We start from the raw sequence: 22,050 nt of genomic DNA on the forward strand, positions 1-22,050 counted from the left end.
AGTCATGTTACATTATTCGTGACCCTATAACACAGGAGGAGATTCAGATGAGCAGCTTCGTAAAAGATGTGAATGAGATTACCAAAAGAATCAATACACCTACGACCTTCTATAATGCAGAGACACTAACCGTCTATTGGGAGACTTCGCCCGAAGTGATCCGCAGCATTCTGCCCGCCCCGCTTACGCCGGGTCCAAGACCGCTTGTGCACGCTTTTGTAGCCAACTATCCCCGCACCAGCTTCTGCGAGCCTTACCGTGAAGCCGCGGTTTTCGTCCTGGCAGCCTACAACGGGCAACCGGGCACCTACTGCCTGTCCATGCCGATCAGCGATGATATCGCGATGGGGCTGGGGCGTGAGATTTATGGCTTCCCGAAGAAGATGGCCGACATCAGTCTCCAGAAGGAGGATCAGCATATAGCAGGCAGCGTCTCACGGCGGGGCACTGAATTCTTCCACGTAGAGGCTGCGCTTAGCGGTAAAATGAATGCCGGAGACGGGCAGCGCATCATTTCTGAGCATTATGGTGACGGACTGCCTGTCTTCAATATGAAGTATTCTAAGTCTCCGGATGGCCGCGGCTTCGATCTTGGACCGCTGCTGATCCGGCAGACAGCCTCAATGGATATCAGTGTGCGCACAGCGGCAGAAGTTGAGATTCACCTGCATGACTCTCCGCATGATCCTTGGGCCGAGCTGGAAGTCGTTCGTATGCTGGGCGGCATCTACACAGTCAGCAATACCGTCCTTGAACGCGGTGAGGTCCTGACTGCTGTAGATCCTGTACAGTTCCTTCCTTACTCCAACTTACGCTGGGATTGGTGGAATTAATGGAGGTGTGCCAGTGAGAAATCCATTTGATTTAAACGGAAAAGTAGCGGTGGTGACAGGAGCAGCCGGGGGGATAGGCGCAGAATTGGCTCAAGCTCTGGCCGGGCAAGGCGCGGACGTTGCCCTGCTGGATGTAAGAGTGGACAAGCTGGAACCGGCGCGGCAACAGATTGAAACCCAGGGCCGCCGGGTGCTTCCGCTCCAATGTGACGTAACCCGCGGAATAGAGATTGAATCTGCGGTAGCAAGCATTCTGGAGCATTTCGGACGGCTAGATATCCTGGTGAATAATGCCGGTGTCGCCTCCGCAGGCTCTGTCGAGGAATTGGCGGAAGCGGAATGGGACCGGGTGATGGATACCAATGTGAAGAGTATTTATCTCATGTCCAAAGCAGTGATCCCGGCCATGAAGGAACGCAAGGCGGGCCGCATTATCAACCTTGCTTCCATCTGCGGTGTGAAGGGCAGCAAGCTTGCCGCCCTGCATGCCTATAATGCCTCCAAAGGCGCAGTCGTGAATCTGACCCGCGGCATGGGCGCGACCCTCGCTCCTTACGGAATCACGGTGAATGCGATCGGACCCAGCCTGTTCCCCAGCGGGATGACACGCGCACTCTATCAGGACCACTTCCTAGAGCAGTATAATACGCTATGCCCCATGGGCCGGCCCGGCAACCCCGATGAATTGAACGGCGCTGTCCTCTATTTCGCCTCGGATGCTTCCAGCTACACGACAGGCCAGACGCTGTATGTGGACGGGGGCTGGACAGCCGTCTGATCTAACCGTACCAACTGGTACGCTATCCCCTGCGTATCCGCCGCATTATCGCCGGAATTGAATAAGGAGTTGTCTTCATAGCCATGAAATGGCTGTAAGACAACTCCAGCTTTGCAGGAAGAGCTCCTCCTTTATCCAAGGGCCGCTTCAGAACAATTCCAGCAGCCCGTCCAGCCGGTCAATCACATAATCATGACTGCTGACTTCGCCGAATCCGTATCTCGCATATACAAAAGGAATTCCCGCGAACCTGGCCGCCTTCCTATCCCCTTCGATATCGCCCACATAGACAGGACTCATCAGATGATTGCGGTCCATGACCAGCCTGATGTTCTCTCCCTTAGATAGTCCGGTTCTCCCCGGATTCTCGTAGTCTGTGAAATACTTCTGCAACCCATGATACTCATAAAAAGCCTCGATGTACCCCGCCTGGCAGTTGCTTACGATGAACAGCTTATATTTAGCCGATAATGCCTGAAGCACCTCTTCCACCTGTTCGTATAATCTTCCACCTTGCTGCGACAGAACTTCACACTCCATCTCACAGCAATCATTCATTATTCTCTGCCGGGTATCCTCATCTGCATCAGGAAACAGCTTCCGGCCAACCTCCGGCACCGGCAGCCCCATAATGCCTTGTAAATTGTCTATCGTCACCTCTGTGGCTGCTCCCTTATAGCTGCTAATCACTTGATTCCATCCGCTCACTACGGTCTCCGTCGGGTCCCATAACGTGCCGTCCAGATCAAAAATAATACTATCCATTTCGCATTCCCCTCACATTTTACTCAGACTTAATAAAGCTCAGAATACTATCAATTGTACTCCGATCAAGTCCCGATAACCAAGCAATGGTATCATGCTAAAACAACGCCCCCTTTACAAAGTAGGGGCGTTGTTTTCTTGTCTAGTCCTCAAGGTTCGCAATTCCAGCATTCAAACTATATATAATATAAAAATGATTCCATTGCTGCGTAGTGACTATTTCTTCCCTACCGTCTTTCTTAAAAAAATAACCCGATCCCTCCTGTTGAGTATATCTCCACCCTTCTCGTTCCATGCGTGACTTTAACAGTTCCTGTGGATCACCCTCTTCTTTCGTAAGGTAGCGCTCTCGGCCAGGCATATCGCTATCTATCCGAATAACAGATTTACCGGTTGATTCTAAACGATACATGTGTTTCACATTATTATATCCAACGTTATTGACGTATAATGCTCCTAACACGACTAAAAGGACAATAGCCCCAATAAAGCTAAATAAAATGATCTTCCATTTCTTCTTCATCCGTTCCCCTTCCCCCTTGCGCCCAGCCCGAACCTCAAATATCTTACTAATGCCTACGGTCTTGCCCTCTTATCCAGGTACGTGATCTCTTACCCTTCAGATCATAGTTGTTGTTCCTCAGGTCCCGCCCAGATCAAATGTACCATATTCAGCGAATAGCTCTCTGCTCTGCGGATCTGCATCCCCGACTCGCGGACCAGTCCGAGAATATCCCGGGTCTGGTGGCACCCGTATATACGATAGAGCAGCGGATTCAGCGCCCGTTGCAGTGTAGTGACCAAGATGTTAGAACCAATTCCATGCTCCAGGAGCAGGATGGTGCCATCCGGCTTACACCAGCGGTTAAGCTTCTCTAGCAGGTTCAGCGGATTCTTATAACTGCATAAGGATAGCGTGGAGACAATCGTATCGAACGAATGCGCGGCAAAGCTCATGTCTTCGATATCTGCACATATACAATCGGCTTCCAGGCGGTACTGTCCGGCGGCCCGTCTGGCCTTCTCAACCATGGCTCCACTGAAGTCCACAGCCGTGATCTTGACACCTTGAGGATAGAACGGGAAGTTCGCCCCGGCTCCGACGGCAAGCTCCAGCACCTCACCCTTCGCAGAACCGATTAGCTTCTGGCGCCAGCGCCGCTGCTTCGGATCTTCTCTTTTACGGTCATAGTCCGTGGCTTGCCTGTCAAAAATCCGTATCAGCCTCTCTGCATTCATCCCCGCTATTCACTCCCTTCTTAATACAGCCGCTTCTCGTAGCTCTCCTCTATACCTCGCCGCACCACTTCTTCCGTGAACTCCGCTGCATTCACATGAGCGGCGATGATGGCCGGAGCAGACGGGAGCAAGGCTTCAGCAGGCCAGGTGCCGGAGTCCCAGACCTGCGATCTTTTGAAGGCCTTGGCACAATGCATATAACATTCCTCCACCTTCACCCCGATCCCCAGCGCAGGCCGCTTGCCTCTGGCTCGCATTCGATCCAGGATAGGCTCATCCTTAATGATATAGGCCTGCCCGTTAACCCGCAGGGTCTCTTCAAGCCCCGGGATAATAAAAATCAGACCGATATGCGGATTAGCCAGGATATTCAGCAAAGAGTCCAATCTGCGGTTCCCCGGACGTTCAGGAATGACCAAATGCCCTTCATCCAGCACCAGCACCGAACCGGGCGCATCCCCGCGCGGAGAGACATCGCATGAGCCGTGTTCATCTGCCGTAGACAGGAATAATAGAGGGGACATCGCTATATAATCACGGCAGTGATGATCCAGCCGATGAATCGATTTGCGCTTCACCACTTCACTCGGATAGCCCAGAAGCTCTCTAAGCTCATTTTCCGACGTCAGCATTTCATGATAAGGTTTGTTCATCCCACATCCCCGTTTCTGATTATTATGTTAACTGTACTCCGCCTAACGCCAGACCTGCATCCGTTCATCCAGAGTGGAAGTATGCAGCTCCAGTTGAATCCCATCCGGGTCCAGGAAATTCACCGACCAGCCGGTTCCCCGCTGAACAGGTCCTCTGACGATCTCAACGTGATGCTTCTGCAAGATGCCGACAGCTTCATTGAAATCATCCTCTGCGATATAAAAAGCTACATGATCCATCCCGGCGTATCCGCCTAAAGGCTCCTTGGCAACCGTTCGTTCAAGCAGACAGATCCAAGCGCTGCCCCACTCCAAATAGGCATCTATTCGGCCACGATGTCTAACGTTCATCCCCAGAATACCCTGATAGAATTCCAATGAAGCCTGAAGGTCGCGTACCTGGAGTGTGATGTGACTGAATCCGGAGACTTTCATTTGATTAGTTCCTCCTACTCTCCATCCCTTAGTTAACTACAGCCATCTCACAAACTTCTTATGTACCACTTCGATCTGATGCCGCTCTGCCCATTCCTTTAGCGCCCTTATCCCCTGATCTTCCTGCTCGGGGAATCGAAAACAGTATTTATAAGTAACCAGCAGATTGGCTCTGGGCTTTACTGCGATCACGGGCAGCAAGTAGCCTTTGATGTAAATCCGCTTAATAGTAGAGGCTTCAATCTCTATATTCTTGATCTGCAGAGCTTCCGGCCTTATTTCTATGTTGAACCCCCGGTTAAAGGTCAGTAGACGATAGATCATAACTCCTATATGGACGATTAAGATCCCTATGACGAGATAGACCAAGATATGCTTCAGCAGAGTAGGTGTGTCAAACCTAAGGATCAAGCGAATCCAAATTAACATCGCGACAACCAAGCCTATGGTCGCCAGCAATTCAGCAGGACGCTTACCTTTGAACACAATAATCTTCTCCATCCCTAACCCCCTTCTCATTTATCCTGAAGAACAACAAGCTTCTTCTATCATACAGGGAAATGCTGGAATGAGGAAGGGAATAGACTTTACCTATTTTTGGCCATTTCTAAGGGTATACTCTCCCTTCGACCGCTTGTATTGAAGAACATTGTTGCACTTCTTGCAAGATTTCTAGAAAAATGTTACTGGCTTCTGTAGATTGTTGCATCATTTGCAGGAATTTCGGTGTTTAGAGCAAGTTAGGGCTGACCTTGTTGCATATCGTGCAGGATTTCAGTATGGGCCGCTTATATTAGGCAGCATTGTTGCACTTCTTGCAGCAATTTTCTAAACACCCCTCCCATGGATGTATTATCAAATTTATTCATTAAAATTTTTGACTATCCTGCGGCTACAAGATATTATGGAGGGCATGAGGACTGACATAGATCAGGAGGACGAACCATGGATGTGTTTGCAGAGTATCTGGCGAAGATCGATAATCCGGTCCATCAGGCAACGGTGGAGGAAGTACTCGCCTGGGTGTTGCAGGAGTTCCCGCAGCTCGAACCGAGAATTGGCTGGAACCAGCCGATGTTCACCGATCACGGAACATACATTATCGGCTTCAGTGTAGCCAAAGGGCATATGGCTGTCGCCCCGGAAAAAGCAGGCATGGATCATTTCGAAGAGATCCTGAAGCAAGGCGGAATAGATCACACCAAGCTGCTGATCCGCATGAAATGGACGAATCCGGTGGATTACGGCCTGCTAAGACAGTTAATCGAGTACAACATTGCCGACAAGGCGGATTGCACAAGCTTTTGGCGGGTATAGCTGCGTCTAATCTTCCGCTCCCCACGCTCCCAGATGCAAAAAAGGACATGCCATATAGCATGTCCTTCTTTTTGTCACCAAATCACGCCACTGACAATCTTGCGGTGATCTGACACATACGCTCTGAATTTATGCTCCTGTGCAGCATCCTCGAACGATTGCTTCGCAACGAACCAATACTCCTGTGGCCCATTGAACAGCAGATAGTAGCTCTGGTTCTCCCACACCCGGGTGAAGGAGCCCCATGTCATGACGGACGCGTCCTTCTCCGGACTGAAATTGATCCCCTCTGCATCGAAAAGATATTCAAATTCCTTATTGTACCTTGTATCTGCCGACAATATCTTCGGTAAAAGCAAGGTTCGCATCACGATTGACATTCCCATGGTCAGAACCAGCGTAATCGATATGCCGAGCAGAATGACCGACTGGTTCTGAGTATAGAGAATCATGCACACCGCTATAAATACCGCTTGAACTCCAATGGACAGTATAGACTTCCACGAGTGGAAATATAAGGCCCGCGCCACCTTGGAAATATGCCGTCCATAATGAAAGCTGATTGTCTCCATCCTGCCACCCTCTATCTCTTCACTTCATCACTTATAGTAGTATAGCATCCAACGCGTAGAAAATCCTGCCCCGTTCACACTTCACGTGTCTGTTCAGGATGATACAGAATTCGCTGGTAATCCCAATCCTTCGTATCCATATCGCCCAGGTACATCCGTTCATGCTCCGGCACAAGCTCATATTTGATTCGAAGCTGCTCCCGGTAGTAATCACCCGGATTCTCCAGATAAGCGTAATAGGCAGCCCGGCACGCTTCGTGCGCCGTTTGCTCGCCATTTAACTGCTTGTGGAGGTTGTGCAGCTCTTTGAGCTTCTCTTCCGCATCAGCAGAGTATAGGGATTCGCCTAATGTAACCTCGCCCAAATGCAGAATCTGCACCTTAACAGGTGTATCCATTGTCGTGAAGAAGGTCTTATCTGCAAAAAGCGCGTCCAGTTCCTCCAACGTATATTCTGCTTCAGCAGGCAGGTTATAGACCGCTACCTTTCCGTCCTTGTATATCACAACATCGACCAGGTATACTGCGCCGCTATTGTTCATGAACAGATGGACACTTTTGCCCTCCGTCGTCTGGTAGAACATTTCGCTGTTTACATAGAATTCCGTAGAGGAAGGTGAATGCGCAATCCGGCGCGCTTCACTCTGCTCCTGCTCCCGGTCCGAAATCTCATAGATATTCGTATGGTCCGGATTCAGCAGGCTCACTGTTTCCTGAATATGCTGGTAATAGCTTGCAGCGTTGTAAGTCCACTTCGCCGACTCTACCGTATACGCACCCAGTCCATGAATGGACAGCTGCTTCCCGGAGGGGACTGCCGGCGTTAACCAGCCTGAATTTATTTTGCCGGATAAGCCCTTAAGATCTGTAAGCTCCCAGCAGTTGACCATGCCGTCTTCGTACACATCTACATTAATATAGAAGTAACTTCCTCCGTTATGGATGATTCCGGGAATGGAAGTCCCTTCCACCGTTTTGGTTCTTCTAATCGCTCTCATGTGTAATCCCCCTTAGCTAGGACTTGGCAAGTGGTTCGACGACTGGCTCCGGGCCAAGCTTCACGCACAGCGTCGCAATCAGGGCAATCAGGAACCCGGTGGTACATGCGATCAGGAAGCCGCCGAACCCGTCCCCCAGATAAGCAGGCAGCGTAGCCAGCCCCGGAAAAGCAAACGAGATCGCAGAGGAACCAAACGCTCCAACCATTCCCCCGCCGATAGAGCCAGCAATGCAGACGATGACCATCGGCTTACGCAAAGGCAGATTCACTCCGAACATGGCAGGCTCGGTGACCCCGAACAAGGCCGATATCGATGCAGACAGGCTTAGGGTACGGAACTGCTTGTCTTTGGCTTTGATGAATACTGCCAGCGCGGCTCCCGCCTGGGCAAAGGCAGCAGGACCCATCAGCGCGAGGATAGTATCAGAACCGCCTGTGCTGATGTTGTTGATCGCCAGCGGCACCAGACTCCAGTGCAACCCGAAAATAACCATCGGCTGAATAATCGCCCCAAGCACCATACCCGCCCCGACAGAACTGAGGTTATACACCGCACGATACCCGTCCGCAAGAGCATCCCCTGCCAGCGCTCCCATCGGTCCGAACACCAGCAGCGTCACCGACGATACCACGATCACGGAGATCAGTGGAGTGAAGAAGCCGCGGATGACCTCCGGCAATATTTTGACACAGAATCGCTCGACATAGACCAGCAGGCCTACCGCCAGGATGATGGGAATAGCGCTTGCAGGATAATTCACCGGCTTGATGCTCATGCCCATAAACTCAATGGTTTCGTTGTTCGCAAATAGTGTAGTCAGACTGGGATATAGCATAACCCCGCCTATAACGACCGCCGTAAAAGGATTGGCCCCGAATTTACGGGCTGCCGTAAACGCCAGCAGCAGCGGAAGGTAATGGAACAGGCTGTCCGCCATCGCATTCAGCACCGTATAGGTGCCTTCGGTCTTGCTGATGATCTCCAGCGCAACCGCACCTGCGAGCAGACCCTTCATGATTCCTGCCGCGCTCAATATATTAACTATGGGAAGAAAAATACCAGAAATGCCGTCAATAATGATATTGACCAGACTGCGTTTGGATGGCTTCACGACTGTCTCCTCATTCACTACGTTCATATGATCCCCCTGCATTCTTACTCACTCTTATGTAAATGACCCGTAAGAGTCACTTTTCGCAAAGTTCTCCTCCTACGGGTCAAACCTCAGACCGGCGTCCGTGCCAGCTGTCCTAGAATACTTTGGTTGTCCATGATTCGCAGTTCCAGGTATCGGTCACGATATCACGGTAGAATTCAGGCTCATGGGAGATCAGCAGAATGCTGCCCTTATAGGCTTTGAGCGCACGCTGCAATTCTTCCTTCGCATCGACGTCGAGATGGTTGGTAGGCTCATCGAGTACCAGCAGATTGCTCTCGCGGTTAATCAGCTTGCAGAGACGTACCTTGGCCTTCTCTCCGCCGCTGAGGACAGCAATTTTACTCTCAATGTGCTTGGTGGTCAGGCCGCATTTCGCCAGCGCTGCCCGAATCTCGAATTGGGAGTAGGACGGGAATTCGTTCCAGATCTCCTCAATACAGGTGTTGTAATTCGATTCCTTCATTTCCTGCTCGAAATACCCGATCTCCAGCAGATCGCCAAGTCTGGCTGTACCCGAAATCGGCTGAATCTGGCCGAGAATGCTGCGCAGCAGCGTGGTTTTACCGATACCGTTCGCACCGACGAGGGCGATCTTCTGCCCCCGTTCCATACTGAGATCCAGCGGACGCGACAATGGGGAATCATACCCGATGACCAGATCCTTGGTCTCAACAACCATTTTGCCGGAGGTACGCCCCTGCTTGAAGTTAAACTGTGGCTTCGGCTTCTCCTTGGCAATCTCGATGACTTCCATCTTATCCAGCTTCTTCTGCCGGGACATCGCCATATTGCGGGTTGCTACACTGGCCTTGTTGCGGGCCACGAAGTCCTTCAGTTCGGAAATCTCCTGCTGCTGGCGCTTGAACGCGGATTCCAGCTGCGACTTCTTCGCTTCGTACACCTGCTGGAAATACTCATAATCGCCCACGTAACGCGACAGCGACTGGTTCTCCATATGGTAGATCAGGTTGATCACACTATTCAGGAACGGAATGTCATGGGAGATCAGAATGAAGGCATTCTCATAATCCAGCAGATAACGCTTCAGCCAGTTGATATGCTGTTCATCCAGATAGTTCGTAGGCTCATCCAGCAGCAGAATATCCGGCTTCTCCAGCAGCAGCTTTGCCAGCAAGACCTTGGTCCGCTGACCGCCGCTGAGATCGTTAACATCCTTGTCCAGACCGATGTCGGTCAGACCGAGCCCGCGTGCAGTTTCGTCGATTTTGGCATCAATCATATAGAAGTCCTGGCTGGTCAGCATGTCCTGAATCGTTCCGACATCCTCCAGCAGCTGCTCCAGCTCCTCAGGGGTCACATCCCCCATCTTGCCGTACATGTCGTTCATCTCTTGTTCCATATCGAACAGATATTGGAAGGCCCCGCGCAGCACATCCCGGATAGATTGCCCTTGCTGAAGCACTGCATGCTGATCCAGATAACCGGCGCGCATCCGCTTCGCCCACTCCACCTTGCCTTCGTCCGGCTGCAGCTTACCGGTAATGATGTTCATGAAGGTCGATTTCCCCTCACCATTGGCGCCGATCAGGCCGATATGCTCGCCCTTCAGCAGACGGAAGGAGACATCCGTGAAGATGGCCCGGTCGCCGAAGCCGTGACTAAGCTTTTCTACATTTAATATGCTCATGAAGTTACACCTTTTCCTTTATTCTATATTCTCGTCATATTATAAAGGCTAACGCGCCACAACTCCAGAAGGTTTATGAAAAAAGTGCCTTCATTTACTCTTTCTCCTCATGTCCAGGTCATTTGGAGGGATATTGTGCTGCTTGGGTTCCTTTAGGTGTTTGTAGTTAATGAGCTTGATTTGTGATGTTGAAATTCTATACGTAAACAGATCCTCGCCCACGCTGTTATGCGGTCCCACTGTAGGGAAGGCTCTCAGTGTAATCTGAAAGTCAAAGCCTCGGAAGCCGTTCAACCGCTCTACCTGCTCTACTTGAACCAGATATGGATACAACTGAGGCGTTGTGGTCAAAAGACTGAAATAGGCTGCCTCCAACTGTTCATTCATATAGGGCAGCAATTGCAGCACAAGCATGTCTTGCAGCTGTAGCTCCCTGGAGTCAGTTTGCGGATTCTGTAACTGTGATGGCGGTTCTGCTGCGGTACATGGAGCCGTTGCAAGCCCGTTGATAATAAGCGCGATAATTAGCAGCGTAGTCATAACTTGAAGTTTTCTTTTCACCAGATTCTCCCCTTGGTCAATAGGTATAGTATTAATTTGCCTAAAGGGGGAGGAAGTATGTGATAGCATATATTATATTGATTAGAGGGTATTCAAATAATCTAGTTGGTATCAAAAAAGTGGCAATGAATAACGGGAGAGTAACCCAAGTTAGGGGAGGTAAGGATGGTAGAAATAAAGGGAATAGGAATAAGCTCAGTTAAATACGCACTCCTGAATTTCATTCTGGTCATAACAAACATATTATTATATGCTTCAGGACCGGATGGAGGCGGAACCGGGGACCGGGACGAAGGCCTGATATTTTATCAAATGTACTTGATCTGCCTGCTTGCCGGATTTGCCATCTATGGGGTATGGTCCATTACAGCAGGTAGATATGAGAAAAAGACAAGAAGTCTAACTGCTATTCCTTTGTTATTATCCTCAGCTTGTATCACCAGTGTATTAATTTATGCTAACAGAATGTACAAGAACCTGTACGATGGCGAGTTTGTGAATGACGCTGGCTCAAAGGTCCTGGCACTCTACGCCGATACTTCCCTGTACCTCGTATACTTCCTTCTGCTCTTCGCTGTTTGCATCAGCGTGCTTGGAATTGTTAAGCGGAACAAATTATCTATACTGGGGCTTTTGCTGAATCTATCGCTGCTAGTACTCTTAAGCCTAATACAATTTGTATAAAACAATACTCTCCATTCTCGCGGAAATCATGGCATGCTACGATGAAGCTACGCTCATTTGGAATCATGGAGGTGTAGAGAATGTATATGCAACAAGGTAACTTGGTCATCCGGAATGCAACTGCGGCCGATGCAGAGCTGTTATGCAACTGGTGGAACGACGGAGCAGTCATGGCGCATGCCGGATTTCCTAAGGGCTTAGGAATCACTGAACAAGAGGTGTTAACCCAATTGCAGACCGGGACAGACTCTGAACGGAAAGGACGTCTGATTCTTGAAATCGATGGTGCTCCCGCAGGTGAAATGAGCTACAGTGCGGTTTCTGGACATGTGGCGGAGATGGGGATTAAAATCTGTGATTTCAATCAACAAAACAAAGGGGCAGGCACAGAATGTTTAGGTATGCTGGTCCGTTATTTGTTTGAAACACAGGGGTTTCACAAGATCATACTGGATACGAATCTTAAAAACACCAGAGCACAGCATGTGTATGAGAAACTCGGCTTCCGTAAAATAGCGGTACGAAAGAATGCCTGGGCAGATCAGCATGGGGAATTACAGACTGTTGTTGACTATGAGCTATCCCTAACGGAATGGACTCAAAATTCCTGAACGTGACTGGTCACGTTGTGTTCTGTTTTTCGCATACAAAAAAAACGCCAACAGATGCATCCCTGCATTCGTTGACGTCTTACTAAACGAGACTTATGTCCGGCGCATATATGCACGCACGGTAATCGGAGCGAAGACCGCCACAATCACAGCGGCTCCGATCAGGGAGTAGACCAGATCACTGCCTACCGTTCCATGGTTCACCAGTTCACGGACAGCAGTGACCAGATGTGAGATCGGATTGTTATTCACGAACCACTGAAGCCATTTCGGCATCGTATCAACCGGCACGAAGGCATTCGAGAGGAAGGTTAGCGGGAATAACACGATCATTGAAATCCCCTGTACACTGGAAGCCGTGCGGGCGATCACACCGAAAAAGGCAAAGATCCAGCTGATGGCCCAGGAGCATCCGATGACCAGAACCGCTGCCAGGGCTACCCCTCCGATGCCGCCTTCCGGCCGCAAGCCCATAATGTAGCCCATTACGAAGGTGAGTACTGTAGCAATCGTGTAGCGTATCGTATCTGCTAACAATGCTCCTGCGAGAGGGGCAATCCGGGCAATCGGCAGCGATTTGAAGCGGTCGAACACCCCTTTCTCCATATCCTCCCGCAGCTGAACACCGGTGACGACAGAGGTCGTGATTACGGTCTGTACCAAGATTCCCGGAATGATTACCGGCAGATAACTTGCCACATCACCTGCAATCGCCCCGCCGAAAATATAAGTGAACATCAAGGTGAAAATAATCGGCTGAAACGTGACGTCAAACAATTGCTCCGGTGTACGCCGGATCTTGAGCAGTCCTCTGTAGGCCATCGTAAAGGAATTACGTACCACTTGGCCGAAGCTGGTATGGTTTTTTAATTTACGCTCCACACCCGGCTTAATTAAAGTACTCATGCTAATACTCCCTCCTTCTTCTGTGTACTATCCGGGACAAGCCCCGCATCTTCCTTGACGCCATGACCGGTTAGGGTCAGGAATACTTCATCCAGCGTTGGCTTCTGCACACTCATCTCAAGCAGCGGTATGCTTGCCTCACGAAGGGCGATCAGCAGATCGGTTACCTGGTCCACGTTTCCCATCGGTGCGATAATTTTGGCTGTTTCTGCCGACAGGTTAGAGCGTACCTGAAGCACCTGCTCCACAATCTGCCGCGCCTTCAGCAACTGCTGCGGATGGACCACCTTCAGGTGAAGCGAGGAGTTGCCAACCGAGCTCTTGAGTTCATCAACTGTTCCCTCTGCGACCACCTTACCGGTATCAATCACGGCAATCCGGTCCGCCAGTTGATCCGCTTCTTCAAGATATTGGGTCGTCAGCAGGACCGTTGATCCCGTATTCACCAGCTTGCGGATCGTCTCCCACATCTGATTGCGCGTCCGGGGATCAAGCCCCGTTGTCGGCTCATCCAGGAAAATGAGCGGAGGCTGCGCAATTAGACTGGCCGCCAGATCCAGCCGCCGGCGCATCCCGCCGGAGAAATTCTTCAAAGGGCGCTTCGCTGCTTCCGTCAAGCCGAATTCCTCCAGCAGGTCAGAGGCCTTGCTGCGAGACTCCGCACGCCCCAGGCCATGCAGCCTGGAGAAGATGATCAGATTCTCAGTCGCGCTAAGCGACTCATCCACTGACGCATATTGACCCGTCACTCCGATTAACTGACGCACGATCTGCGGTTCTTTTGCCACATCATGTCCGAAGATACGCGCCGAACCTGCGTCAGGCCGAAGTAGGGTCGCCAGCATGCGAATTACGGTTGTCTTCCCGGCACCATTGGGACCCAGCACCCCATAGATCATTCCTGTGCCTACTTTGAGATCTACACCATCCACGGCCCGGTTGCTCCCGTAGATTTTGACCAATCCTTGCGCCTCAATGGCATAGCTGCCGCCCTGCCCTGCTGATTGTGTCTGCTTCATGCTTTATTCCTCCTTGATTGCTGAATCTATAAGGATAGTAACCGACATATTTAAACTGAATTTAAACCTCCTTCTACTCTGTCCGGTTGCTGTTTCCCTATCCCATTAAACCAAAAATCCGATCCTTTGGGATCGGACTTGCGGAGTACGCTTGCAGGCGTACCTCAATATGCAGTTCTCCTTAATCATAGCCGCCTTCAGCTTCGGGCAATGCCTGGTACTCTTCTTTACCGGCTGCGATCTCCGCGATGTAGGTCCGCAGCTCCAGCAACTGCTTTGCATCTTCCGTAAGCTCACAATTCTCGCCAGACCAGGACCAATTACGTGTGAACCCGTTCACCGTGATCCTCCAGCTGTCTTCCTGGTAAGGGACCACTGCACAGCTTTGCTTAAGGGGCACAAGCTCCAGCTTCCCCATAATACGGATGCCTCTCATCCTATCATAGATGCTGCGCATTTCATCTTCGTTCAACGTAATATCCGCTGTGGCCGTTCCGTTCACGATCAGATCTTTTACCACGGTATCCTGATACGTATTGATCTCATTCTTGGTGACCTCCCCATACCCGTACCGGACGAGAAAATCGAAATCAGCAGGCATGTCTTCAGGCATCTCTCCCAATACCTCCGGCTGCTCCGGAACGGGTTGCGCATCCTTATTCGTGCTACAGCCAGCTATGAGCAGTACGGCCAGCAGCAAGTAATATATGTGCCTCAGATTGGTCACCTCCACAATGTGTATTTTCAAAAGGCTATGTTAAATTCTAGCCGCAACGAAATGATGCGCCTAATCCGACAGTGCCCGCATGATGTTGGATTTCGCCTCTGCCGCAATCGCTTCATTCCTGTCATCGACCGCTTGCATTAAGATCAGCATGGGGATGTATACCGCGATCAGCCGCGCCAGCAGCTTCGTTTCCTCGTCCGCTCCTCCGTACGTTTCGAAAAACACGCCGCGGGCGTAAGGTGGTAAAAAGCTATAAGCAACGCTCAAATCGCAAGCCGGATGGCCTACGCTCAGATCGCCCCAATCAATGATGCCAGAAACGATCCCGTTCTCATTCACAAGCATATTTTTGAAATGAAGATCGCCATGTAGCAGTGCATTCACCGCCTCGACACGGTCCTTTTGCAGCCTGCTAATATACGCTTCGATCACACCGGACTCCTCCGGCGACAAATGTTCAGCCACCTTCGATAGAAAGCCCTCCATTTTCACTTTGCGAGATGCTATGTCCGTCAAGCTTCGATGATCTTGCTGAACTCCGCACTTCAGCGCCTCCTGCACCGGAAACTCATGCAATCTCCGCAAGAATTTCGCCAGCGTCTCTGCCGATAAAGCCCGGCGTTCTTCCGTCAAACCAATTGGGAAATCTCCCGGCACGTGGGCATAGCCAAGAAATGGTGCCGGGTATTCGTCACTTGCTTCACCATAAAACAACGGTTTCGGATAGGGGATGGTCAAATATGCCGCAAGCTTCGGCAGCAGCTTCCCTTCCATACGAATCGCGTCAACTGCAAACGTTCTTCTTGGAAACCGGAACACGTACTCGTCACCGATAAGAAAAACCGTATTGTCCCAGCCCCAGCCCAATCGCTTCACTCGCTTCGATGACAGTTGAGGGAACTGTCTGCCGATCAGCGTCCGCGCCTGCTCTTCGTTAACCTCCCACTCCGCATCCCATACATTCGTTCCTCCCATGAGTTGTCTGCCTCCTCGTTCCTTACGTACTATAGTTGTAGGTGGCTAAATATTTCGCAATGACTTCCTTACTCTCATGCCACCACAGAATAGGGACTTCGCCTACCTTCTCCAGACCCAGCTTAGCGGCCAGATGATTGGAGCCAGTATTGCCGGTATCACAATCCCAATACGTTGTTAGCTGCCGCTGACGGCCAAGCGCTATGAATTCTTGACACAGTCTGAACGCCAACCCTTGATTGCGGTAATCCTTGTGTGTGATGATATCCGGTTCAATATAGCCGCCACCCACATAAAAAGTGTTGCACGCGCTTACAAATCCGCTCTCATTCAAATAACAATAACCAAAGGCCCTGTCCAGGTAGGTCTCAGCCGAAGTCCACAGTAATCGGTAACTATCGTCCATCTCCAGAATGTAGCGTCCAAACAACTGCTCATCAATTCTAGTTAAAATAAATTCTCCAGAGTCTTCCTGGATGTCAGCAGGAGCTTTAGCATTGCTGTCCATCTTATAATGTGTTCTACTGAGCTCCACTGTGTTGTCTTTCAACGGTTCTTTCAGCAGCGCAAGCCATTGACTGGAGGAGAAGTACAAATCATAGAAATTCGCGTGATTGGCCGGATTGGCTAAGAAATCAAGCAAGCTTCGATTGAACTGCTCATCATCTTCCTGCCCGAACAGATAATATTTCCCTCCTCGGCTTGTGACAAGCCCAGCCGTCGGCTGATCTAGCTTATTCACAAATATTCTGCCTGGCTGATTAAGATCTATCACCCCATGAACAAATACAAAGATGAACTCTCCTTCTCTATGCGGTAGAAGATGCTCGATCCTACTATACTCACTAGCCTGTAATTCAATCATTCTAATCCTTCCTCTCAGCTAATTACCTGTTATGTATAGCGAGAAACATATAAATTCTATATTTCAAAAAAAGCCGGGGCCACAGTCACCTGTGTCCGCCAGCCTAGTATATCATGCTCACCGCCAATTCTTCACCTCTACCCAATCGGCGTCCGGTCCGCTCCGTTCAAACGCTGTACCCACAACTCCTTTAAAAGGCTCCAGCAAGCTCGGGTCCCGGTCAATCAGATCATACACATTCATGATGGCCGTATTCTTCGGGTCGCTCAGATAAGCGTTATCTTCTTCTCCGGTGAACAGCCGCCAGCCGCTGTCTTCTTCACGGGTAGCGGCCTCCCGGTACATCCAGCGCACACCTCTGCCTGACGTCAGGCATTGCCTGGTGACCATAGCCGCCTTCTCTCCGGCTTCGACCCATGCAGGGTCTCCTTTTCGAAGGATGGTCTGCGCGATATGTCTGGGTTCGAATTCGACCGGATCTCCGAGCTGCAGCGACTGGATCACCCCGGGTGTATTGGTCAAAACGCCTGTGTACCGCCCTGTAACCGGATCTCTCCCGGTGATCTCCACCCACATCCGCTCCGCACGCGGCTGCCCTTCAGCCGGATGGGCCAGCATGAAGTGCAGCCGCACCATTCTCCCCGTGCCCTGCGCTTCCCGCTCCTGTCTTGCAGGAATAAAAAACGACTCAGGATGTAGCCTACTCGTCTCTTCCACATCTTCCAAAGTCCACTCCATGAAGTATGCCTCCTAGTTAGTTATACTAGACTACCATTACCCGATTGTAGGAGGCACTATTCATTCTGATTGGAGACCGTGCTACTCTGGATGGATACCTGCACCGTTAAGGGCGCCCTGCTTCACGCACCGGAATCCATATTTCACTTTTAAATGTTGGCGAACTGGTATCCTTGCTTTCATTCCACAGAAGCTCCGGCCCTTCGACCTGCTCGTAATTGGAAGAGGGGAACCATTCGGAGTAGATCCGGCCCCAGATATTCTGAAGTGTGTCCGGGAACGGCCCCACTGCTTCGAATACAGCCCACGTGGACGCAGGAACCTCAAGCTTGGCATAGGATAGCGGAGCTTCCAGCGTGGTGGCAACACCAATATAATGATCCAGCTCCCCGCGTTCATCCATCCGTCCTTCCGGGAAATTCACGGATGCGCTGATCATCCCGGCCGGAATGATATTCGACAGCCCCTTCAGCTCCCCTATCATCTCCATACTCAGACTCTGCCACATGGCAGCGATCTCCGGGTTCACCCCGCTGAACTGGATGGCTACCCTTTTCTTAAGTCCAACGATCCGAAAGGCCTCTTTCTCCTCAATGCGGTAATTCATTTCATTGCCTCCTCTAATGGTTAACTGAAAAGTCATTCGAGGAAAGGCCTTCAGGGGTGTCCCTGCCGTTCTTGCTTCTGAAGGCGTTACGCCATGAAGCTGCTGAAAGGCTTTTGTGAATGCATCCGGCGAAGTGTACCCGTACTCCAGGGCAACATCAATAATCCGGTGCTGGCTCCCCTGCAGCTTGAAGGCAGCCAGCGTGAGACGTCTGCGGCGGATATATTCCGAGAGCGGGATACCGGCCAGGAAGGAGAACATCCGTGTAAAATGATACTCCGAGCATAACGCGTAGCCCGCAGCCACTTTTATATCAATCTCGTCGTCCAGGTGCTCTTCAATGTAGAAGAGTGCAGCATTCATATCTTCCAGCAGGTTCATCGTGTCCTCCCTTTCCTCCCCATCAGATTAACAGCTACGCCGGGGCAGCATCCGACAGTTCCTGCACCATATTAACGGGTACTTTTTTATTCAAGACAATCCGTAAATTTAGAGCGATAATGAAGCATAGAATACATACGAATAAGCTAGGCAGGAAATCACCATTACTCGGTTAAAAGGAAGGTTGCCATGAAGCTTGTCCCCAACTGCATCACACTCAGCCGGATCGGGCTTGCCCTTCTGCTGCTATATATGGTGCCGCTGGGCACGGGCTTCACTGTAGTCTATCTTCTGTGCGGAATTACCGATATGCTGGATGGTCCTATTGCCCGAATGACCGGTACGGTTAGCAGCCTCGGTGCCAAGCTCGATTCTGTGGCCGACATGACACTGGCAGGCACTGCACTCTATACCTTATATCCGTTCCTCGGTCTGACTCTCGGCCTCATCCTGTGGGTCGTGCTGATTGCCGTCATCCGGGGAGCCTCCATCCTAACCGCGCTGCGCAAATTCAGAACCTACGGCAGCATTCATACCTACGGGAACAAGCTTGCCGGATTACTTCTATTCCTTACACCGTTGCTGCTTCCCTATGTGAATCAGGCGATCTGGACAATAGTTGTATGCTTAATAGCCACTCTATCTGCAATTGAGGAACTTATCCTGCTTCTGATCTCAAGTGAGCTGCAGCTGGACCGCAAGGGGCTGTATGTGCGGCGTTGATCAGCTCACTCCAGCCCCAAATATTCGCTGATTCCATCTACAACAGCGGAGGCCACGCTCTCCTGGAACCCGGAGGTCCACATCTTCGCCTCGTCGCCGGGATTCGTTAAATAGCCCAGCTCCAGCAGCACCGACGGCATTACCGTATCGCGCAGGACGAAGAAATTCCCTTTTTTCACGCCGCGGTCTTTGAGGCCGGTAGCTTGAATGACATGCTTATGTATAGTCTCGGCCCAAGCCAAGGATTCTTCATGATAATAAAAGGTTTCCGTACCCGATGCCGACGCATCCTCATAGGTGTTGCCATGAATGGAGATGAACAGGTCTGCGGGCAGGTTGTTGGCGTACTGGGGCCGGAACAGCTCTTGTGAGGAGATAAAAGCATCCCCGGTCCGGGTAAGCAGGATCTCAAGCTGCGGGTCCTGCTCGACCGTGGCTGCGATTTTCTCTGACAGGCTCAGATTGAAATCCTTCTCCAAGCGTCCGCTTACAGAGACTGCCCCGGGATCTTCCCCGCCGTGGCCCGGATCTACCACAACCTTATAGACCCTGCCCAGGTAGGGCTGGCTGCTGCTTTGCGGTTGACCCGTACTTCGGGGTACACGAATGGCCGAATCCTCAGCCGGGGCCGCACTTAGACCTGTATCGGCAATCTTCCCGCCTGAACCCTTCCCGGCGCCATCGCTACATGCCGCCAGCAGCAATAGGCTGAGCCATATGGCAGCTATCAGGTACATTTTCCTCATTCGGGCAACTCCTTCCCGCCCGCTTCAGGAGTACTCTCACGGCTGGTCTTATCCGGTGAATTCAGCAGCACCAGACCCCCGATAATGATCAGCAGACTGATGCCGGTGAGCAGATTGAACGGATCATTCCAGAGCAGGATGCCGATCAGTGCCGTCAGCGCTGTTCCCACGCCAGACCAGATGGCATAAGCCAGGCTCAAAGGTATGGTACGAAGACTGATCGATAAGCAGTAAAAAGCCAGGCCCATTCCAAGTACTACTCCGATCGATGGCAGCACAGTGCTGAATCCATCGGAGAGCTTGAGCATCGTCGTACCGAAGATTTCCGACATAATAGCGATGCTTAGCGCGAAGTAACCTCTCATCTCTACACCCCCGTTGACAGCTTCAGCAGAACCACACCGCCAATGATGAGAATTAAGCCTGCTATTTTTCGCACATTCAGGCGTTCCTTATAGACCAGTACACCAACCAATGCAGTTAATGCCGTTCCCACGCCAGACCAGATGGCATAAGCTGTCCCGAGAGGGATCTCCTTCAATGCCAGTGACAGATTGAAGAACGCCAGGCCCATACCAGCGACTACCGCAATGGAGGGAAGCAGCTTTTTGAACCCGTTCGATGCCTTAAGCATAGAGCTGCCGAAGACCTCACTCACAATGGCTAACGATAATAACACATAAGCATTCAATGGATTGCCTCCTAATTCATGACCCTGACAAAAGACCCCGGATATAGCCGCTTAACTCCCTTGCAGTCTGCTCGTGCGCAGGCAGGCCCGGATGGGTCCGTGCTCCCATCGTTTCATTCGTCACATTCGGCAACTGGAACACCGACACGTTCTTGTCGCCCGTAGACTTCATGTATTCATCCACTGCACGGTAGATCGCCGGCATCAGGGAGAGGCCCAGCATTCCATACACCCAGAGAAGATGCGCCCCGGGGTTATAGCTTCTCAGCTTCGCCAGGAACCTCGTGACTGCGGTCTCGAAGGCGGCCAGATCCTCCTCATGATAGCTTCCGTCTTCATTCAGCCGCTGCTTATAGATACGCCCGGTGTCCTCATCCAGCCACTCGGGGGAGTTGAACGCGCCGTCATCATTGGTGCCCAGGTTGACTACAACCACATCCGGCTGCCAGGCCGTAAAATCATTCATCGCATGCGCCCCAAGCGCTTCATTACGGGGACCGGTCAGCAGACCGCAGACCTTCTCATAGATGTCAGGGATATTGCCCTTGGGGTTATTATCCCAGCTGGAGAGCACGCCCCATCCGCTCTGTGAGATCACCCGGAATTCAGCCTGCACGGCCTCGGCTGTTATCGCTGTATAGTTATGCACGCCGCTGAACCAGGCGGGAATCCAGTCCTCTTCCATCTTGGCACCGATGACTCCTTCACCTGAGGTGATACTGTCACCGATGAACTCCAGCCGGTACGGCTTCGCTTCAACAGGCAGGAAGCTGCCGTCTGTGCGGACTGCATGGAACTGAAGATAAGAGCCGGGATCGCCGCTCATCGCCTGGACCTCTTTTACAATCCGGATATTCTTCACCTGCTCAGGGTTCATCCCTCTGAATACGCAGATCCAGTGCCTTCCGGCATTCACCATCTGTCTGCTGACGGGAACGGAGTTGATCAGTACACTGATCCAGGACTCGTGATGATCGTAATCGGACTCCACTTCAAGCCATAGCTCGGAGGCCTGGAGGTTCACCTCTATCGCACTGCCCGTCCAGAATAACGTCAGAGGGTTGAGCGCTCCGGTCGTTCTGCCATGAATCTTAAGATGCTTGATCTCTGTCAAAGGCTGTACCTGTAACTGCAAATGGGAATGGCTGCTCATTCTAATCCCTCCTGTTTGCCGGCAATCGAGAAGCTGCGGACCTTCATCCACTTGCCGCCTACCCATTCGTCAACGGTGCCCTTCCGCGTTCTAACACAGAATTTATGCGAGGTGCCGCGGTCAAAGCCTGTTGCTTCATATAACAGATCCTCGCCCTGCTGTCCCTTGAAATACACCTGCTTCAGGCCGAGTCTGTTCAATAGTTCCTGCTTCACACTGTCTGTATATTGGCGCGAGAATTCTTTTGTCATAATTGTTCCTCC

The 22,050-nt window shown here is 51.2% G+C and carries 29 protein-coding genes; 6 read left to right on the forward strand and 23 right to left on the reverse strand.

The genetic code is table 11. The features are described 5' to 3' along the window. The first annotated feature begins 47 nt into the window (after positions 1–47). Together ACFSX3_RS28235 and ACFSX3_RS28240 are read left to right on the forward strand one after the other, a co-directional pair. A complete protein-coding gene (locus tag ACFSX3_RS28235; protein WP_209992585.1) occupies positions 48–833 on the forward strand; it encodes an acetoacetate decarboxylase family protein in 786 nt (261 codons plus the stop codon). A 13-nt stretch (positions 834–846) separates the two neighbouring features. After that, positions 847–1,611, forward strand: coding sequence for an SDR family NAD(P)-dependent oxidoreductase (locus ACFSX3_RS28240; protein WP_209992586.1), 765 nt, complete (start codon positions 847–849; stop codon positions 1,609–1,611). A gap of 147 nt (positions 1,612–1,758) precedes the next feature. Here ACFSX3_RS28240 and ACFSX3_RS28245 read toward each other — a convergent pair whose 3' ends face one another. The 6 genes from ACFSX3_RS28245 to ACFSX3_RS28270 form a co-directional block, all read right to left on the reverse strand. Further along, positions 1,759–2,376 carry an HAD family hydrolase gene (locus tag ACFSX3_RS28245; protein ID WP_209992587.1) on the reverse strand — a complete coding sequence of 206 codons (618 nt, stop codon included), beginning with the start codon at positions 2,374–2,376 and terminating at the stop codon, positions 1,759–1,761. Between the two features lie 142 nt (positions 2,377–2,518). Then, the gene (locus ACFSX3_RS28250; RefSeq protein WP_209992588.1) at positions 2,519–2,899 is read right to left on the reverse strand and encodes a hypothetical protein; all 381 of its coding nucleotides are present in this window, start codon (positions 2,897–2,899) and stop codon (positions 2,519–2,521) included. 101 nt (positions 2,900–3,000) lie between these two features. Further along, positions 3,001–3,615, reverse strand: a complete 615-nt coding sequence (locus ACFSX3_RS28255; protein WP_209992589.1) for a class I SAM-dependent methyltransferase — start codon at positions 3,613–3,615, stop codon at positions 3,001–3,003. 20 nt (positions 3,616–3,635) lie between these two features. After that, the gene (locus ACFSX3_RS28260; RefSeq protein WP_209992590.1) at positions 3,636–4,268 is read right to left on the reverse strand and encodes a pyridoxamine 5'-phosphate oxidase family protein; all 633 of its coding nucleotides are present in this window, start codon (positions 4,266–4,268) and stop codon (positions 3,636–3,638) included. A gap of 42 nt (positions 4,269–4,310) precedes the next feature. Beyond that, entirely contained in the window at positions 4,311–4,703 is a 393-nt protein-coding gene (locus tag ACFSX3_RS28265) for a VOC family protein (protein ID WP_036733230.1), read from the reverse strand. Between the two features lie 36 nt (positions 4,704–4,739). Then, entirely contained in the window at positions 4,740–5,204 is a 465-nt protein-coding gene (locus tag ACFSX3_RS28270; RefSeq protein ID WP_209992591.1) for a hypothetical protein, read from the reverse strand. Between the two features lie 444 nt (positions 5,205–5,648). Between ACFSX3_RS28270 and ACFSX3_RS28275 the strand changes: the two genes are divergently transcribed. After that, a complete protein-coding gene (locus ACFSX3_RS28275) occupies positions 5,649–6,020 on the forward strand; it encodes an iron chaperone (protein ID WP_076086065.1) in 372 nt (123 codons plus the stop codon). Between the two features lie 74 nt (positions 6,021–6,094). Here the strand turns inward: ACFSX3_RS28275 and ACFSX3_RS28280 are convergent, their stop codons facing one another. From ACFSX3_RS28280 to ACFSX3_RS28300, 5 genes are all read right to left on the reverse strand, one after another. After that, on the reverse strand, positions 6,095–6,592 hold the full coding sequence (locus ACFSX3_RS28280; RefSeq protein ID WP_209992592.1) for a YcxB family protein: 498 nt from the start codon (positions 6,590–6,592) through the stop codon (positions 6,095–6,097). A 74-nt stretch (positions 6,593–6,666) separates the two neighbouring features. Continuing rightward, positions 6,667–7,590, reverse strand: coding sequence for a DUF7638 domain-containing protein (locus ACFSX3_RS28285; RefSeq protein ID WP_209992593.1), 924 nt, complete (start codon positions 7,588–7,590; stop codon positions 6,667–6,669). A gap of 16 nt (positions 7,591–7,606) precedes the next feature. Continuing rightward, a complete protein-coding gene (locus ACFSX3_RS28290; protein WP_209992594.1) occupies positions 7,607–8,731 on the reverse strand; it encodes a PTS transporter subunit EIIC in 1,125 nt (374 codons plus the stop codon). A 112-nt stretch (positions 8,732–8,843) separates the two neighbouring features. Continuing rightward, complete coding sequence (locus tag ACFSX3_RS28295; protein ID WP_209992595.1) at positions 8,844–10,400, reverse strand: ABC-F family ATP-binding cassette domain-containing protein; 1,557 nt, start codon at positions 10,398–10,400, stop codon at positions 8,844–8,846. Between the two features lie 90 nt (positions 10,401–10,490). Further along, positions 10,491–10,961 (reverse strand): DUF3888 domain-containing protein, encoded by a 471-nt coding sequence (locus ACFSX3_RS28300; protein ID WP_379256292.1) that lies wholly within the window; start codon positions 10,959–10,961, stop codon positions 10,491–10,493. Positions 10,962–11,126: 165 nt separating this feature from the next. On the opposite strand from ACFSX3_RS28300, the gene ACFSX3_RS28305 reads away from it, so the two are divergent. Together ACFSX3_RS28305 and ACFSX3_RS28310 are read left to right on the forward strand one after the other, a co-directional pair. Next, positions 11,127–11,645: a hypothetical protein gene (locus ACFSX3_RS28305; RefSeq protein WP_209992596.1), complete on the forward strand. Its 519-nt coding sequence runs from the start codon at positions 11,127–11,129 to the stop codon at positions 11,643–11,645. Positions 11,646–11,725: 80 nt separating this feature from the next. Further along, a complete protein-coding gene (locus tag ACFSX3_RS28310; RefSeq protein WP_209992597.1) occupies positions 11,726–12,256 on the forward strand; it encodes a GNAT family N-acetyltransferase in 531 nt (176 codons plus the stop codon). Positions 12,257–12,349: 93 nt separating this feature from the next. Here ACFSX3_RS28310 and ACFSX3_RS28315 read toward each other — a convergent pair whose 3' ends face one another. From ACFSX3_RS28315 to ACFSX3_RS28345, 7 genes are all read right to left on the reverse strand, one after another. After that, positions 12,350–13,162 carry an ABC transporter permease gene (locus tag ACFSX3_RS28315; protein WP_209992598.1) on the reverse strand — a complete coding sequence of 271 codons (813 nt, stop codon included), beginning with the start codon at positions 13,160–13,162 and terminating at the stop codon, positions 12,350–12,352. Next, positions 13,159–14,181 (reverse strand): ATP-binding cassette domain-containing protein, encoded by a 1,023-nt coding sequence (locus ACFSX3_RS28320; protein ID WP_209992599.1) that lies wholly within the window; start codon positions 14,179–14,181, stop codon positions 13,159–13,161. The genes ACFSX3_RS28315 and ACFSX3_RS28320 overlap by 4 nt, the downstream gene beginning before the upstream one ends. Positions 14,182–14,362: 181 nt before the next feature. Then, entirely contained in the window at positions 14,363–14,794 is a 432-nt protein-coding gene (locus tag ACFSX3_RS28325) for a hypothetical protein (protein ID WP_379256289.1), read from the reverse strand. Positions 14,795–14,968: 174 nt separating this feature from the next. Then, the gene (locus ACFSX3_RS28330; protein ID WP_209992601.1) at positions 14,969–15,883 is read right to left on the reverse strand and encodes a phosphotransferase; all 915 of its coding nucleotides are present in this window, start codon (positions 15,881–15,883) and stop codon (positions 14,969–14,971) included. A 22-nt stretch (positions 15,884–15,905) separates the two neighbouring features. Beyond that, positions 15,906–16,748: a GNAT family N-acetyltransferase gene (locus tag ACFSX3_RS28335; RefSeq protein WP_209992602.1), complete on the reverse strand. Its 843-nt coding sequence runs from the start codon at positions 16,746–16,748 to the stop codon at positions 15,906–15,908. 117 nt (positions 16,749–16,865) lie between these two features. Beyond that, positions 16,866–17,486: an immunity protein Imm33 domain-containing protein gene (locus ACFSX3_RS28340; protein ID WP_209992603.1), complete on the reverse strand. Its 621-nt coding sequence runs from the start codon at positions 17,484–17,486 to the stop codon at positions 16,866–16,868. A gap of 106 nt (positions 17,487–17,592) precedes the next feature. After that, entirely contained in the window at positions 17,593–18,474 is an 882-nt protein-coding gene (locus ACFSX3_RS28345) for an AraC family transcriptional regulator (protein ID WP_209992604.1), read from the reverse strand. A 189-nt stretch (positions 18,475–18,663) separates the two neighbouring features. Here ACFSX3_RS28345 and ACFSX3_RS28350 point away from each other — a divergent pair, with 189 nt between their 5' ends. Then, on the forward strand, positions 18,664–19,197 hold the full coding sequence (locus ACFSX3_RS28350; protein ID WP_209992605.1) for a CDP-alcohol phosphatidyltransferase family protein: 534 nt from the start codon (positions 18,664–18,666) through the stop codon (positions 19,195–19,197). Between the two features lie 5 nt (positions 19,198–19,202). Here ACFSX3_RS28350 and ACFSX3_RS28355 read toward each other — a convergent pair whose 3' ends face one another. The 5 genes from ACFSX3_RS28355 to ACFSX3_RS28375 are packed head-to-tail and all read right to left on the reverse strand — an operon-like array spanning position 19,203 to position 22,038. After that, a complete protein-coding gene (locus tag ACFSX3_RS28355) occupies positions 19,203–19,943 on the reverse strand; it encodes an N-acetylmuramoyl-L-alanine amidase family protein (protein ID WP_209992606.1) in 741 nt (246 codons plus the stop codon). Beyond that, entirely contained in the window at positions 19,940–20,308 is a 369-nt protein-coding gene (locus ACFSX3_RS28360; protein ID WP_209992607.1) for a DMT family transporter, read from the reverse strand. Before ACFSX3_RS28360 ends, ACFSX3_RS28355 begins: the two co-directional genes overlap by 4 nt. Positions 20,309–20,310: 2 nt before the next feature. Then, positions 20,311–20,634 (reverse strand): DMT family transporter, encoded by a 324-nt coding sequence (locus ACFSX3_RS28365; protein ID WP_036733186.1) that lies wholly within the window; start codon positions 20,632–20,634, stop codon positions 20,311–20,313. Positions 20,635–20,650: 16 nt separating this feature from the next. Beyond that, positions 20,651–21,787, reverse strand: a complete 1,137-nt coding sequence (locus ACFSX3_RS28370) for an SGNH/GDSL hydrolase family protein (protein WP_209992608.1) — start codon at positions 21,785–21,787, stop codon at positions 20,651–20,653. Continuing rightward, entirely contained in the window at positions 21,784–22,038 is a 255-nt protein-coding gene (locus ACFSX3_RS28375) for a hypothetical protein (protein WP_209992609.1), read from the reverse strand. Before ACFSX3_RS28375 ends, ACFSX3_RS28370 begins: the two co-directional genes overlap by 4 nt. Between the last annotated feature and the right edge of the window lie 12 nt (positions 22,039–22,050).

The organism is Paenibacillus rhizoplanae (assembly GCF_042684125.1).
Classification (GTDB): Bacteria; Bacillota; Bacilli; order Paenibacillales; family Paenibacillaceae; genus Paenibacillus_AQ; species Paenibacillus_AQ rhizoplanae.

Coding starts and splice junctions, on each gene's coding strand:
- ACFSX3_RS28235 (WP_209992585.1), top strand. CDS start 48: ATGAGCAGCTTCGTAAAAGATGTGAATGAGATTACCAAAAGAATCAAT.
- ACFSX3_RS28245 (WP_209992587.1), bottom strand. CDS start 2,376: ATGGATAGTATTATTTTTGATCTGGACGGCACGTTATGGGACCCGACG.
- ACFSX3_RS28250 (WP_209992588.1), bottom strand. CDS start 2,899: ATGAAGAAGAAATGGAAGATCATTTTATTTAGCTTTATTGGGGCTATT.
- ACFSX3_RS28255 (WP_209992589.1), bottom strand. CDS start 3,615: ATGAATGCAGAGAGGCTGATACGGATTTTTGACAGGCAAGCCACGGAC.
- ACFSX3_RS28260 (WP_209992590.1), bottom strand. CDS start 4,268: ATGAACAAACCTTATCATGAAATGCTGACGTCGGAAAATGAGCTTAGA.
- ACFSX3_RS28265 (WP_036733230.1), bottom strand. CDS start 4,703: ATGAAAGTCTCCGGATTCAGTCACATCACACTCCAGGTACGCGACCTT.
- ACFSX3_RS28270 (WP_209992591.1), bottom strand. CDS start 5,204: ATGGAGAAGATTATTGTGTTCAAAGGTAAGCGTCCTGCTGAATTGCTG.
- ACFSX3_RS28275 (WP_076086065.1), top strand. CDS start 5,649: ATGGATGTGTTTGCAGAGTATCTGGCGAAGATCGATAATCCGGTCCAT.
- ACFSX3_RS28280 (WP_209992592.1), bottom strand. CDS start 6,592: ATGGAGACAATCAGCTTTCATTATGGACGGCATATTTCCAAGGTGGCG.
- ACFSX3_RS28285 (WP_209992593.1), bottom strand. CDS start 7,590: ATGAGAGCGATTAGAAGAACCAAAACGGTGGAAGGGACTTCCATTCCC.
- ACFSX3_RS28290 (WP_209992594.1), bottom strand. CDS start 8,731: ATGAACGTAGTGAATGAGGAGACAGTCGTGAAGCCATCCAAACGCAGT.
- ACFSX3_RS28295 (WP_209992595.1), bottom strand. CDS start 10,400: ATGAGCATATTAAATGTAGAAAAGCTTAGTCACGGCTTCGGCGACCGG.
- ACFSX3_RS28305 (WP_209992596.1), top strand. CDS start 11,127: ATGGTAGAAATAAAGGGAATAGGAATAAGCTCAGTTAAATACGCACTC.
- ACFSX3_RS28310 (WP_209992597.1), top strand. CDS start 11,726: ATGTATATGCAACAAGGTAACTTGGTCATCCGGAATGCAACTGCGGCC.
- ACFSX3_RS28315 (WP_209992598.1), bottom strand. CDS start 13,162: ATGAGTACTTTAATTAAGCCGGGTGTGGAGCGTAAATTAAAAAACCAT.
- ACFSX3_RS28320 (WP_209992599.1), bottom strand. CDS start 14,181: ATGAAGCAGACACAATCAGCAGGGCAGGGCGGCAGCTATGCCATTGAG.
- ACFSX3_RS28325 (WP_379256289.1), bottom strand. CDS start 14,794: ATGCCTGAAGACATGCCTGCTGATTTCGATTTTCTCGTCCGGTACGGG.
- ACFSX3_RS28330 (WP_209992601.1), bottom strand. CDS start 15,883: ATGGGAGGAACGAATGTATGGGATGCGGAGTGGGAGGTTAACGAAGAG.
- ACFSX3_RS28335 (WP_209992602.1), bottom strand. CDS start 16,748: ATGATTGAATTACAGGCTAGTGAGTATAGTAGGATCGAGCATCTTCTA.
- ACFSX3_RS28340 (WP_209992603.1), bottom strand. CDS start 17,486: ATGGAGTGGACTTTGGAAGATGTGGAAGAGACGAGTAGGCTACATCCT.
- ACFSX3_RS28345 (WP_209992604.1), bottom strand. CDS start 18,474: ATGAACCTGCTGGAAGATATGAATGCTGCACTCTTCTACATTGAAGAG.
- ACFSX3_RS28350 (WP_209992605.1), top strand. CDS start 18,664: ATGAAGCTTGTCCCCAACTGCATCACACTCAGCCGGATCGGGCTTGCC.
- ACFSX3_RS28355 (WP_209992606.1), bottom strand. CDS start 19,943: ATGAGGAAAATGTACCTGATAGCTGCCATATGGCTCAGCCTATTGCTG.
- ACFSX3_RS28360 (WP_209992607.1), bottom strand. CDS start 20,308: ATGAGAGGTTACTTCGCGCTAAGCATCGCTATTATGTCGGAAATCTTC.
- ACFSX3_RS28370 (WP_209992608.1), bottom strand. CDS start 21,787: ATGAGCAGCCATTCCCATTTGCAGTTACAGGTACAGCCTTTGACAGAG.
- ACFSX3_RS28375 (WP_209992609.1), bottom strand. CDS start 22,038: ATGACAAAAGAATTCTCGCGCCAATATACAGACAGTGTGAAGCAGGAA.